Here is a 14,420-nt window from a genome sequence, read left to right as displayed (position 1 = left end):
GCCGATTTTATGCTGCCGTACGTCTGCTGCTCCGATTGCCCGCCGGTTGCATTGTGCGAAACGAATCCGGTGGTCTTCAAACTGCCGAAGGAGCGGTTCTGCAGCGGCGATGAAACAGATTACCGCTTTATCCTGAGTCCGCCCGGGGGAACTGTTGCCGGACCGGGAGTTTCCTATGATGAGGCAACCGGCGAATATTATTTTTCGCCGGATAGTGACGAAATCCAGGGAGAAAAAGTGGGCTTTACCTACTCCCTGGATGAAGAGGAGTATCGCCTGGAAGTCACGATCATCGATCTCACGGCAGATCTGGACTATAAAATCCAGAACCTGGATATGGATAGTGAAACGGCCGTGGTGGACTTTACCGCCCAGCCGGAAGACGCTGATAGTTATCGCTGGGATTTCGGTGATGGAGAATCGTCGGAGGTGCAGAACCCGAAACATACCTATGATTTGTCGGAGGGATCGGTGTTCCGGGTATCGATGACGGTACAGGAAGATGTCTGTGAGGACACTGTCGAGACGACCATCGAGTTCGATATATGCAGCGCGGAATTCACCTACGAGATCCTGGAGCAGAATGCTGATGGGGCGAGGGTGCAATTCACCAGCGCCATGGAAAATGCGGATGAGTACGCCTGGGATTTCTCGGACGGATCTGACGGCTCTGCAGAGTCAAATCCGGAGCATATCTTCGACCTGGCTGAGCAAACGGAGTACACTGCAACACTCCGGGTGAAAAAGGGTATCTGCGAGGACGACGAAGAGCAGACCATTACTTTCGCTCCCTGTGATTCGGAGTTCGAATACACGATAACCGAGCTGACGCCGGACACCGCACAGGTCGCCTTCCAGCCGGCCATGGAGAACGCGGAGACTTATCGCTGGGATTTCGGTGATGGCAGCGAAGGGGATGACCGGTTTGAGCAACAGCCGGTGCATACGTACTCACTGGCTGACGGGGGATTGACTTTCGACGTCTCCCTGCAGGTGACCCGCGGTATCTGCCAGGATCAGACACAAACGACCCTGGAGTTTGAGCCCTGCAACGCCGGATTCTCGTTCGAGATTCTGGAACACGGTCCTGACTCTGCTCAGGTGCGGTTTACTCCCGAAGATGCGGAAGCAGATCACTACCAGTGGGATTTCGGCGAAGGCAGTGACGGGAGCGAGGAGATTAACCCCACCCATACATTCCCGATTAATGGCCAGGAGTCCTTCACCGTATCGTTGAGTGTGACGAAAGGGGTCTGTTCCGCCACCTCCTCTGAGACAGTTACCCTCGAAACCTGCTCGGCCGCCTTCAGCTATGAAATTCTGCAGCAGGAAGGGACCTCTGTCCAGGTACAGCTCACTCCGGAAATGGCAGACGCGGACAGCTATCTCTGGGATTTCGATACCGGAGATACCTCGGAGGAAGCCAGCCCTGTCTACACCTTTGATACGGCCAATAGCACCTCATTTAATGTCTCGCTTGCGGTAACCAGTGGCCAGTGTTCGGATAACCAGGAGACAACCGTCACCTTCGAATCGTGCGATGCGGATTTTGCCTACGAGGTAACCGAACGGGGTCCGCAGTCGGTGGAGGTCCAGTTCCAGCCGCTTATGGGGAATGCGCAGTCCTACGTGTGGGATTTCGGCGCCGGCAGCGCCAAGTCGTCGGCAGTGGCACCCAGCCATGTCTATGATCTGACTGAAACCCAGACGTTCATAGTCACCCTGCAAATTCAGAAGGAGACCTGCGAGGATATCCACGAGGAGACCCTGCAGTTTGATTCCTGCACCGCGGGTTTTCAATACACCATCCTGGAACGGAGCGACCAGGAGATGATGGTGCAGTTTACCCCGGACATGGAAGATGCGGACAGCTATCTGTGGGATTTCGGTGACGGATCGGATCCGGTGGAAGAGCCGAATCCCCAGCATACATTTAACATCACGGAGGTGGACCAGGTGAAAATCTCCCTCCAGGTGAAAAAGGGGTCCTGCAGCGATACGCAGTCGCAAACAATTCTGGTAACCCGGTGTGATGCCAGGTTTGAGTATGAAGTCGTGGAGTGGAGCGCCGACATGGCCCAGGTACAGTTCACCCCGGTGATGAAAGATGCGGAGTTCTATCGCTGGGATTTTGGCGATCAAACGGCACCCTCTGAGGAACAGGCTCCAATGCATACCTACAAGATCGGGGAGCAGAATATTTTTAAGGTGACTCTTACAGTGGCCGGCCCCAACTGCGAGGAGCAATACAGCGAACGGGTTGTGATTGATGTCCTGGGTTAACCGGTTGAATAACGGGCCTTCCCGGGGAGAGTGTCACTACAGGAATTAACCGGCAGATACACCATGTCAACGGACTCACATACTATCCACAGGCAGGTGGTGGAATTGCGGATTACCAATCCGCATACCGCCTATTCATTACAGCAGGAGGCCAGTACGTTCCTCCGGGAGCAGGTCCATCCCTACCTGGATGAGCTCTGGTCAGAACTCAGTCCCCCGGGGCAGCATGTGATTTTCGATCGCCTGGAACTGGATCTCCCTGCCTTGAAGCCGTCCGATCTGACCGGGGATCTCTCGCCGGAGATGAAGAATAACCTGCGGCGGGCGGTCCGGGATCAACTGGACCGGAAAAGCGGGCTGAGCGCTCCGGAAGATGAAAGACGTCAAAGCTCTCTCACGGATGACCAGTATCTCCTGCGTCTGCTCGACTATTTTCTGGCGCACGGGGAACTGCCGTGGTGGGGAACCGCCAACTCGCTGCCGGAGATGGAAGAACAACTCACCGCCCGGATGAAAAGTGATCCGGCGGAGTGGCGTTCAGCCTTGAGCGGCATATTTGACACAGCCGAGAAACGCGCCCGGGGGATCTCCCAGCTCCGTGACGGTGTTCTGTTCGCCATGACAGGTCTTTTTACCGGCGAACCCATTGAAGATATGGTGCGCTCTCTCAGTCAAATTGCGCAGCAGTCCGATCTGATTGACAGCGAAGAGGAAGAAACCCGCCGGACTATCTGGAATGCGTGGTTGCCCCGGTTGATTTCCTCTGCCGGTTCGGGGGATAAACGGCAACTCATCGCCACCGGACTGAATGCGCTGGCCAGAGAGGAGGGGGTAGACTACGAAGCAATGATTCAGTCTGTCGCCAGTCCGCCGGATGCCTCACCGGTGAGTGATCGGGAAATCGATAAAGATGTCCGAGGATATCTCGCGGCTGAATTATCCCGCATCAGGAACTCACGAGATATTGAGGACACCGACGCAAAATCCCGGTTAATGCAGGAGATAACTCGGGCACAGAAGAACCAGGTGGGAACACTCATTGCTCACCTCTCACAGCTCTGTCAGGCTGATACCCTGCTTACGCTTCCGGCCGGGAAACTGGATGCTTTTCTCTGGAAGTCGTTCCGGGAGGAGCTGCAGGCACTCAAATCTGAGGACGAGATTTCGCATTCGTACATTCAGGCCGTTCTGACCTCTCTGGCAAAGAAGGAAAACGTTCCCTATGACTTGCTCGTTCACTCACTGGCATCGACCCGGGTGAGCGGAGGACAGGAAAGCGATATGCTGTCTTCATTCCTATCAGATCAGGCGGACGTACCGGATGTCGAGGACAGAGATCTTCAGGGAGAGGAGCAAAAGGTGGTGGCCAGCAATGCCGGAGTCATCCTGCTCTGGCCGTATCTTGAATCATTTTTCGGAGCGCTGGAATTGTATCAGGATGACGGTTTTCAATCTGAGGAGGCGCACGCCACTGCCGTCCTGTTAATCCACTACCTCGCCACCGGGGAGACTGATATACCGGAGCATGAATTGACGCTGAGCAAGGAGCTCTGTAACTGGCGGAACGAAGGACCTCTGCCCCGGGGTCTGAAGCTTACCGACCGCATGGAGTCCGAATCCGAGACGTTGCTCAAAGCGGTCATCACTAACTGGAGTACGCTGAAAAATACCTCGCCGGATGGTTTGCGCTCCACCTTTCTCCGGCGCGAGGGGCTCCTGGAGATCGGCGAGGAGAAGACCAACCTCCAGGTGGAACGGACCGGATTCGATATTCTGCTGGAGAAGCTCCCCTGGTCGATTTCAATAGTGAAACTACCATGGATGACAAAACGAATAGAGGTCGAATGGTAACAGATACATTTGAACAGAATTGCGAGATCCTGGAGACGGAGCTGGACTGGTTTTATCGGGTGCTGGATACCCGGATCCGGCTCTATTTCGATCACGATTGTGAGTATGATGATGTATTCAGCGCCGAACCCCCGGTTATTGAAACAGATGAGACCCCGTACGCCCAGGTGATCAACCATTACGAAATGACCTTCCAGGAGCGGCTGGTGTTTATTCTGGCGCTGGTGCCGCATATCAAGCCCCAGTTGCTGGATGTGTTCTTCACCAAAAATTCGGCCAACTCCCGGGATTTTACCGAATTCGGCGGGCGGAACGGCCATGCGTTCCAGGGATTTCTTCCCACGGCGGAGACCGCGCTCTTTCTTCTGGCCGGGGATAATCTGAAACGTCGCCTCATGTTCACCTACCTGTTTGATTCGAGCCATTACTTTCACAGTCATAATCTCATCTCCCTTAAACAGACCGGCGAGAACGAACCGCCGCTTTCGGGATTTCTGCAGGTTTCCAGAGATATCCTGGAGCTGGTGCTGACCGGGAACACCTACCACCCCAAATTCGGGCTGGATTTTCCGGCGAAAAAACTGGAGACGGCCATGGAGTGGGATGACCTTGTGCTGGATTCCCACACCATGGCCCAGGTTATGGAGATCAAAGCCTGGATCGAGCACGGGGATGAATTGCTCCACGAGCTGGGTCTGATCCGGAAGTTGAAACCGGGATACCGGTCCCTGTTCTACGGTCCACCGGGAACCGGAAAGACGTTGACCGCCAGCCTGTTAGGCAAGATAAGCGGCCTGGATGTCTACCATATCGACCTGTCGATGGTGGTCTCCAAGTACATCGGCGAGACGGAGAAAAACCTGGAGAAGATCTTTCAGCAGGCGGAGCACAAGGAGTGGATTCTCTTCTTCGACGAGGCGGACGCCCTGTTCGGGAAGCGGACGAAAATCAGTGACGCTCACGACCGGTACGCCAACCAGGAAGTATCCTACCTCCTGCAGCGGGTGGAAGATTACAGCGGGGTGGTCATTCTCGCCACGAATTTGCGCTCAAACCTGGATGACGCCTTTACCCGCCGTTTCCAGTCCATCATCCATTTCCCCATGCCCAAACCCCGGGAACGGCTGCAGATCTGGGAACAGAGTTTTTCCGGGAAGACCTCGCTGACCGGGGACGTCAACCTGCAGGATATTGCCAATGAATACGAACTCTCCGGCGGTTCGATTATGAATGTCATCCGGTACGCTACCCTGATGACCTTGCGCCGGGATGAACGCACCATCACCAGGGGAGATATCGAGGAGGGGATCCGCAAAGAGCTGGTGAAAGAGGGCAAGACGGCATAATGAGGCACTTTCCATAATTTAAACAGACAGATTGTTATGCATACCAAATCCGCAAAAGAAAGTTCTTCCAGTTCGACAAATGCCAGCCGGATGCATCAGTCCGGTTCGGGTGCGGCGTTCCCGGGCAAAAGCGGGGACACCCTGTCCCGGTTGGTGGAGTCGGGGAGCAGGCCGGTTCAGGCAAAACTGACGGTGAGCAAGCCCGGTGATTCGTATGAACAGGAAGCCGACAGTATGGCAAGCCGGGTGATGGCCATGCCGGAGCCGGCGCTGCAGCGAGCGAGCCAGCCGGAAGAACGGGAAGAGCTCCAGGCCAGTCCACAATTTCAGCGCCAGTCTGCGGAAGAAGAGGAAGAACCCATCCAGACACAGGCTGAACCTGAGGAGGAAGAGGAAGAAGAGGAAGAGCCGGTGCAAATGCAGGCTGAGGAAGAGGAGGAACTCCAGACCCAATCCATGGAAGAAGAGGAGGAGATTCAAGCCCAGCCTGCGGAAGAGGAAGAAGAACCGGTGCAGACGCAGGCTCAAGAGGAGGAAGAAGAGCTCCAGGCGCAATCGATGGATACAGATAGCGCCCGAACCGCACCTCCGGAAATGCGTGACCGGCTGGAAGCCACCCGTGAGGGCGGGCAGCCGCTGCCTGACTCAACCCGTACATTTATGGAGGACCGGTTCAGCGCGGATTTCAGCGGTGTGCGCGTCCATACCGGTCCGGACGCAACCCAAATGACCCGCGATCTACGGGCGCAGGCGTTCACCAGAGGACGGAATATCTACTTTAACGAGGGCAAATTCAATCCGGAAACCTCCGGAGGCCGGCGACTGCTGGCGCATGAACTCACCCATGTCATCCAGCAGGGATCGGCCGGAACCCGATCTGCAGAGACGCCCGGCTCATCTGCGACGCAGACGGCGACTACTGAGTCTACCCGTGCGGATGATACCGGGAGGGAAGAATCGCCGGAATCACGTACCGGAACTTCTCAGGTGGAGGGTACTGAAACCCCCACAGCGCAGACGTCTCCGACGACACCGGTAGCTAGCGGAGGAGAGGGTGTATCAGAACAAGCGGAGATGCCTGTGTCCGAAGAGGAGGGCGTAGAAACGACCGAGCGCCGGACTGAGCAGGAAGAAGGACCTGCGGATGCTGAGCGCGAAACCGCGCCATCCATGGGAGCGGCTCCGGCAGGAACAGGTGCTGGAGATACAGAACCGGGAAGCGCCCCTCCCGGAGAATCTCCGGAAGAACAGGTCGCCCCGGAACAGTCCTCTTCGGAAGAGACGGTGAAGTCGTTTGCCGAAGCTAGTGCCACCAAAATGGCCCGGACACTGCCATCTCTGGGAGAGGACCTGGATAAGAAGATATCCCAGGAGCAGGAGAAAGCGGCGAAAGAGACGCCGCCGCTGAAGGCCAGCACCGAGGGGGTGGAGGAAGTCGAAACTCCGGAGGGAGAGCAGCCGGAGCGGGAATCGGCGGAGATCTCCGAGGGGACCACCGAACCGGAACCCACACCGGAGACCCCGGAAGAACATGAAAATGCAGGGGAACCTCCCCGGAATGACCAGCAGGTTGAGGAGGCGGAACGCCAGGCGGACACCGGATTCCTTTCCTGGCTCAGGACGAATTTCAACGGATTTCTGAGCCGGGTCAGAACCTCGGATCCCGGGGTGAAGAGCGACGCCGGGAAGCGGCCTGCCATTGATACGTCCGGAAAAGCCAACCCACAGCGTGCGGATCGGCAAAAAGCGGAAGGGGCCGGCAAAGTCGGAAAGCAGCAGGCGAAAACGGCGAAAGCTATTCGGCAAAACAAGGGGAAAGAGAAGATCCAGCCGGTGAAAGTTGATGAGGAGAAAAAGCTCAGCATTCCCACAGAGAAGAAAGTTTCCATTGAGACGTCATCCGACGAAAACGTATCCCACTATGCGGGACGGGATGACCTGCCATCATCGGTGCGCCAGGCGGCGGACAAAAAAATGGCTCCGAAGCTGCATCAAAGTCTGGAAGGGCCAAAGAAAGAAGTGGCGGAGGCTGCGCAGAAACGGGATGAGGACAAGGAAAAGGAAATTTCCAAAGCGAAGCAGGAGACTGCGGCCCTCAACAAGAAGGCGCGGGAGGATCAGAACAGGGAGGTGCAGGCCTCGCGCAAGGAGGTGGAGGACAAACAGCGGGAAGGACTTGAGGAAGCCGACCGGAAGATGAAGGAGTTCGATCAGGAGGCGACGACCAAAGAGACCGAAGCCAAAAAAGCCATCGATAAGCGCATTGAAGAGGACGAGGGCAAGGCGGCCAAGAAGCTTTCCGATGCGGAGAAGGAAGCTGACAAGAAGAAAAAAGATGCCGAGAAGAAGGCCCGTGCGAAGAAGAAAGAACTGAAGGAGAAGAAGGAAGAGCAGAGCTGGTGGGACCGGGCGGTCAGCGCGGTGAAGAGTGCGGTGAAAGCAATCACCAGTGCCATTGATGCCATATTCGATGCCGTCCGGAAAGCGGTAAAAACCATTATCGAGGCTGCCAAAGATGCAGCCCTCGCCGTCATCGAGGCCGGCCGGAAGTGGATCACCGAGAAGTTGGACCAGTTCGCTTCCTGGCTGAAGGAAAAGGTCAGCCAGTATATCGGTAGTGTCTTCCCGGCACTCGCCGACCGCATCAACCGGGCGATCGATAATGCCGTCAACCGCGCCAAGGCTGCGGTCAACGCCGTTGCTAACCGGTTAAGCGAGGGTGTGAAGGCGCTGGCGGATAAGCTCAGTAGCGCCATTGACTCAATTCTCAGCAAGTTCCAGACTGCGTTGAAAGCCGCGGTGCAGATCGTTGGTGCCGTGGTGACCGGTGACTTTGCCGAAGCGGCGAAAATCGCCTTCATGGCGGTATGCGAAGTAGCTGGGATCGATCCGCAGCCGATTCTGGACTTTATCAACAAAGCCGGTGATACACTGGCTACCATCTTCAAAGATCCGGTGGCGTTTTTCATGAACGTGGTGAACGGGGTGAAGAAGGGACTGCAACAGTTCCTGGATAACATCAAGAAGCATCTCCTCTCCGGACTCATCGGCTGGCTGACCGGTACGCTCTCCGAAGCCGGAATCACCCTGCCGGAGACCTGGGATTTGAAGGGGATCTTCCACCTGGTAATGCAGATTCTGGGACTCACCTACCAGAATATCCGGGCGAAGATTGTGAAGAAACTGGGGCCCAAGGGCGAGCAGATAGTCTCCACCATCGAAAAGACCGTGGATTTCGTGCAGGACTTTATCAAGCACGGTCCGGTGGCGCTCTGGGACCGGGTGAAGTCCTTCCTTGGAGATATCAAAGAAAAAGTCATGTCCGGGATCCGCAACTGGGTGATAACGCAGGTGGTAAAGCAAGGCGTCATGTGGCTGTTCAGCCTGCTGAACCCCGCGTCCGCCATCGTCCGGGCCGTCAAACTCCTGTACGACGTGGTGATGTTTTTCGTCAATCGCTGGGACCAGATTGTCAGCTTTGCCAAGTCGATATTCAATTCGGTGCGGGAGCTGACGCTCGGCAAACTGGGGCGGGCAGCCAACGCCGTGGAGGGGGCGCTGGCACGCAGTGTACCGGTGATCATATCGTTCCTGGCGTCGCTGCTGGGGTTGGGTGGTGTGAGCAAAGCCGTGAAAAACATCATCACCAAGATCCGGCGTCCCATTGATAAGGCGCTGGACAAGGTGATCGGCTGGCTGGTGAAGAAGGGGAAGGCCCTGCTGCGGATGGGCAAGTCAGCTGTCCAGAAGGGTGTCCAGGGAGTCAAGAAACTGCTCTTCCCCTCGAAGACGTTCAAGGGTGGCGAGCAGACCCACAAGATCTTCATCAAGGAGGGCACCACGCCCAAACTGATGATTTCCAGTGAAACCAAGATGATCGAGAGTTTTATTGCCAACCTGAAAAAACGGGATGACCTCTCCGAAGATAAAAAGAAAAAGATCCCCAAAGCTGAAGGGAAAGTAAAACAAATCAACGAGTTGCTGCCGAAGTTACAGCAGGCGCAGAAGGCAGAGAAGGACACAACGGGTCTGCAGCAGCAGGTGATGAATCTGGAAGTGGAACTGGCTGCCATTCTCCGGGACATCCTGGTGTACGACAATCCGTTGAAAACCAAGGAAAAGTACAAACTGGAAGGCTGGGTGGGAACCTATGGTACCATGCCCCGGGCCAAGTACGATAAACTGACCCCCGACCACCAGCCACAGGCATCACTACTCAAGTACGTAGCTACCCTCCCGGAATTCAAAGGCAAAGGGGTCCAGAATGTGGTGAAGGGCAGCCATGTGGATGGCGGATATGCCATTAATTTGCACGAGCTCCGTCACAAAGCCGGGCGAACCTACGGCAATAAGGGGAAAGGTACTCTCTCCAGTGCGAAACAGAACATCCGTTCCGTCAGGGAACCCATATCGGCGGATGAGCCTGATGAGAGAAGGACAGCAGTTATCGGGGCTGTTCAGGCTGAAATTAACAAAGATGTCAGTGCGATGAAAAGTGTCATAAGCCGGGACAAGAACTTCGCTGATATCGACCGGACCGAAATGGACAAAGAGGATAAAGATCAGCTGAAGAAGGATGTCCGGTCCAAAATCGATACCGGGGAGAGCCGCATTAAAGCCCAGAACCTGGACCGGCTGAAGTAGGTGACGAAGTCGCGGCAAAAAATCAGGTTTCTGTATTCGGGTTTAAAGGGGCGGAAATAAAATTAACTTTCGGAAGGATTTATGGATCTCACCGTAATATTGTCTGTTGCCAGTTTCGTGGTCATTCTCGTTGGACTCGTCCTGCTTAGATCGAAAAACAGCAAAATTGAAGTCAAGCCGACGGATATCGTCGTCGCCGTCCTCCCGGTGGTGGTGTTTCTCCTGGCCACCGGACGGCTCCAGACGTTCGAGGTCACCGAGAAAGGGGTAAAGATCGAGGCCGCATTTGTCCGGGCATCAACCTCGGATATTACATCACAAGTGGCTCAACTCACCGGTCTGCCCTCTGAACCGATCACCATGAATATGAAAGGAGGGGTGGGGTTGATTCCCCGGTTACTTGAAGAACAGACCGAGGGATTGCTGTTACGCCTGGGGTATGGCGGGTACTACGGACCGGCTATCCGGAAATATTTGACTGAGCTCACGAGTCAACCGTTCCTGAAGTACGTGATAATCGAAAACCCGGACAGAACATTCTTCGGCATGGCCGACGCCAGGGAGCTGTCGAAGTTATTTCAGAACGGACAATCACCAATCACTCCCGAGAGATTTGCAGCCTGGCTGAACGATGGACAACGGGAATCCCTGTCTCGGTTACCCGGGTTTATTTCCTCCCGCCTTGCGGCAGAGGATGAAATGAATAAAGCAGAGGCGCTGCGCAGGATGGAAGAACATGACACCGATATCCTCCCGGTCCTGGATGAAACCGGCAGGTTCGTCGGTCTCGTGAACCGATCCCGGCTCACCGCAAGCCTGCTTATTGAGGTGTCGAAGAACCTGGAGGAATAGATCGCAAGAACTCCAAAGTTACATTACCTTAATTACCGATGTTCTGCCGCAATATAGTTCTGACCACCATGGACAGAACCAGCCCTTCTGAATCCTGAGAATTTATATGAAGAAATTTTTATACGTCCCGAAGTACCCTGCTCAGCAGAGTCACGGATTGTAATCATTTCATTACAGTATACATTTTATCAACGACAGTTCAGATAATTACTCAAAGAGAGCAAGTTGTTGATATTACATAGTTTAAAATTACGGGTAGAATTCTGGTCCGGTTATTGTACATATAGTTCAATACTTACTTTGCGCCTACGGTAGAGGTAAAAAAGGAAAAACAGATTTTTTTAATCATTCATTCTAAAAAGCACTCGACGGAATTAACCTGACCATTTATTGTCACTCTTTATCCTCGATGCGGGTGGTTGGTTATCACGGCCTGGTTCTCCGGTCATCTGCCAGAAATATCGCGTGGATTGCGAGACATGCCCCACGGACGGATCTACTATATATTTCATCCTGACTTCTTTTATGAAAGCGCCCGGATAGGAATTTAAAAATTGACATTAATCACAAAATTAATTGAAAGGACGAATTTAGTAGTGAACAGGTACGGGTTTTCCTACCATATTGAAAAGCAAGTTTATAGTGAAGTGCAATAAACAGGAACTCTTTAGTATCGTCCTGTCTGAATTTGACTTCTAAGATACGGTAAATGAAGAAGTTGTAAAAAATCTAACAACAGGAGATGGGAAATGAAGAAGATTTTACGCACGGGAATACTAATTTTAACTGTACTAATTGGGGTGTTGGGGTGCGACGAATTGACTGATCCATTGGGGGAAGATCAGCAAAATTCTTCCCCGGTTGCGGTTGCGGGTTCGGATCAGGAAGCCTCTATTGGGGAAACGGTTCTGCTCGATGGCAGCAACTCGATGGACCCTGATGGCGATACCTTGAACTATCAGTGGGAATTGTTGTCGAAACCGGACGCCAGTGAGGCCAACATCGAGAATTCAACGAGTGTCGCCGCCAGCTTTGTGGCCGACACCAGAGGCTCCTATCAGGTCAAGCTCACTGTCTCTGATGGTACGGATAGCGATAATGACGCACTCTCCGTGACCGCGGATATCGAAACTATCGGGGATATCAACGAGAATACGACCCTGACGAGCGTGTTTGAGGATCCTGCTGAACCCGATTATGCGGTTTCCGGTGTATCAGATGTTAATGCTGTCCTCACCATTGAACCGGGTGTGACCATAGAATTCGGGGAAGGGGCGAGAATGGACATCGAATCAAGTGGAACCTTGATCGCCGTCGGAACGGAAACCGATTCGATCATATTTACCGGCGCCACGAAGTCCCCGGGATCTTGGGATGGAATCCATATTAAATCGACGAGTGTCGACAACGAGATTTCCTATGCCTCGGCGTTGTATGGCGGCGCTGACACCTACGCCAATATTTATATCAGTTATAACGGAGCCGCGAAAATCAGTCATACCAGGTCCGATAAAAGTTCGACTTATGGGTTCGTAGCAGAAAATGGTGCAGGAATACGCGAATTTGCTGAAAATAGTTTTAACGGAAACGCCTCAGGGGCGTTGAGTATTTCTGCCAATCTCATCGGGTCACTGGACGCAAACAGCTCCTATGCTGGTACGGATGGCGAGGGCATTATTGCTGTGTCTAGCTCTGACGTCACCACCGACCAAACCTGGCCGGCCACGGATGCCCCGTACATCATGGATGGCGTCACCAATGTGGGCTCGGTCGTGACGGTGGATCCGGGCGCGGTATTTAAGTTTACACAGGGTTCCCGGCTTGACATAGAAGGCGACAGCGGTTCGCTTATCGCTGTCGGAAATGCCGACAGCAGCATTCAGTTCCAGGGGACCCAGGAACTCGCCGGTCACTGGGACGGTATTTATTTCCAGAATATTACTCCCACTAATGAGCTCTCCTATGTGGAAATCTCCCATGGTGGCGCCGATTCGTACGCCAATGTATATGTAAATTATAATGGCGGTGTGAAGATCACCAACAGCCGGTTTACGATGAGCGGGACTTATGGTCTTGATGTAGAAGGCGGTGGGATTTTGCGCGGGTTTGAAGAGAATACCTTTGAGGCGGATGCCGGCGTGCATATTCCTGCCTACCTGATTGGAGCACTGGATGCGGCGAGCACATATACCGGATCCGATGGTACCGGTGTGATTTCCGTATCGAGTTCGGACGTGACGACGGACCAGACCTGGTCAGCCACGGATGCACCGTATATCATGGATGGTGTCACCAACGTGGAAGCGGTTGTCACTGTGAAACCGGGTGCGTTATTCAAATTCACCCAGGGTTCGCGTCTGGATGTGGAGGGTGACACCGGCTCACTCATTGCCGTTGGCACTGCTGACAGCAGCATTCAATTCCTGGGGACCCAGCCGGTTGCCGGGCACTGGGACGGGATTTATATCCAGAACAATATTCCCACCAACGAGCTCACATATACGGTATTATCCTATGGGGGAGGGGATTCATACGCCAACGTATATGTCAATTACAACGGCGGAGTCAAGATCACGAACAGTCAATTCTCCGCGAGTGCCACGTACGGGATCGATGTGGAAAGTGGCGGACAGATCCATCAATTCGCCAGCAATACGTTCACGGAAAATGCCCTTGTCAATATCCCGGATTATCTCATGGGAGTGTTAGACGAAAACAGCTCCTATCTTGGCGATGGGACAGGATATATTTCCGTGTTCGGTTCCGGCTCTGATGTCACCACAGACCAAACCTGGCCGGCCACAGATGCGCCGTTCAGGATCGATGGTACGGTCGATATTCTGGCAGATGTGGTTATCAGTCCCGGTGCAGTGCTCCAGTTTACCGTCAGCTCCCGCCTGGATGTCCAAAGCGGGACCAATGGCGGCAGCCTGACAGCAGTCGGAACATCCACCGACAGTATCAAATTCCTTGGCACCACAGACGTACAGGGACACTGGGATGGATTGCGGTTTTCGGTGGTCAGTACCGATAATCTGCTTGAGTATTGCCTGATTGCGAATGGCGGGGCGGATGGATATGCGAATGTGTACGTTGACTATAATGGCAGCGCAACGGTCAACAACAGTACCCTCCGGGACAGCGAAACCTATGGTGTAGAAATCGAAAACGGTGGGGCATTTACCGGGAGCGGAAACGTGCATATCAACAACGCCCTCGGAGATGTAATGGACCATAACAATTAATTCACTGAAGCTCACTACATGACATAAATAATGCCCCTGGCTTCCAGGGGCATTATTTTATCCCAATATGCAGGAATTGACCGCATAAATCCAGCAATGCCGGTCTTTAAGTGGTCAAAACAAAACCCGATTTTCGTACCTTAAGTTCTCCCTAACAGCTTATTATTCTATTGGTTATTTTATTTTCCTCCCGGGAAAG

Annotated in this window: 6 protein-coding genes; all 6 read left to right on the top strand. The window is 53.8% G+C overall.

Annotation, left to right across the window (positions count from 1 at the left end):
• Positions 1–2,283, top strand: a 2,283-nt coding sequence (locus tag K9N57_15000) for a hypothetical protein (protein ID MCF7805490.1), incomplete at its 5' end; no start/stop codon positions are given.
• Between the two features lie 63 nt (positions 2,284–2,346).
• Entirely contained in the window at positions 2,347–4,134 is a 1,788-nt protein-coding gene (locus K9N57_14995; GenBank protein ID MCF7805489.1) for a hypothetical protein, read from the top strand.
• Entirely contained in the window at positions 4,128–5,480 is a 1,353-nt protein-coding gene (locus K9N57_14990) for an ATP-binding protein (GenBank protein ID MCF7805488.1), read from the top strand. Before K9N57_14995 ends, K9N57_14990 begins: the two co-directional genes overlap by 7 nt.
• Positions 5,481–5,516: 36 nt before the next feature.
• Complete coding sequence (locus K9N57_14985) at positions 5,517–10,124, top strand: DUF4157 domain-containing protein (protein MCF7805487.1); 4,608 nt, start codon at positions 5,517–5,519, stop codon at positions 10,122–10,124.
• Between the two features lie 81 nt (positions 10,125–10,205).
• Positions 10,206–10,976 (top strand): hypothetical protein, encoded by a 771-nt coding sequence (locus tag K9N57_14980; GenBank protein ID MCF7805486.1) that lies wholly within the window; start codon positions 10,206–10,208, stop codon positions 10,974–10,976.
• Between the two features lie 749 nt (positions 10,977–11,725).
• Positions 11,726–14,221 (top strand): hypothetical protein, encoded by a 2,496-nt coding sequence (locus K9N57_14975; protein ID MCF7805485.1) that lies wholly within the window; start codon positions 11,726–11,728, stop codon positions 14,219–14,221.
• Positions 14,222–14,420: the final 199 nt, after the last annotated feature.

This window comes from Candidatus Neomarinimicrobiota bacterium, from assembly GCA_021734025.1.
Classification (GTDB): Bacteria; Fidelibacterota; JAANXI01; order JAANXI01; family JAANXI01; genus JAANXI01.
The sequence above is the reverse complement of the archived record's forward strand: the minus strand, read 5'-3'. Positions and strand labels throughout refer to the sequence as shown.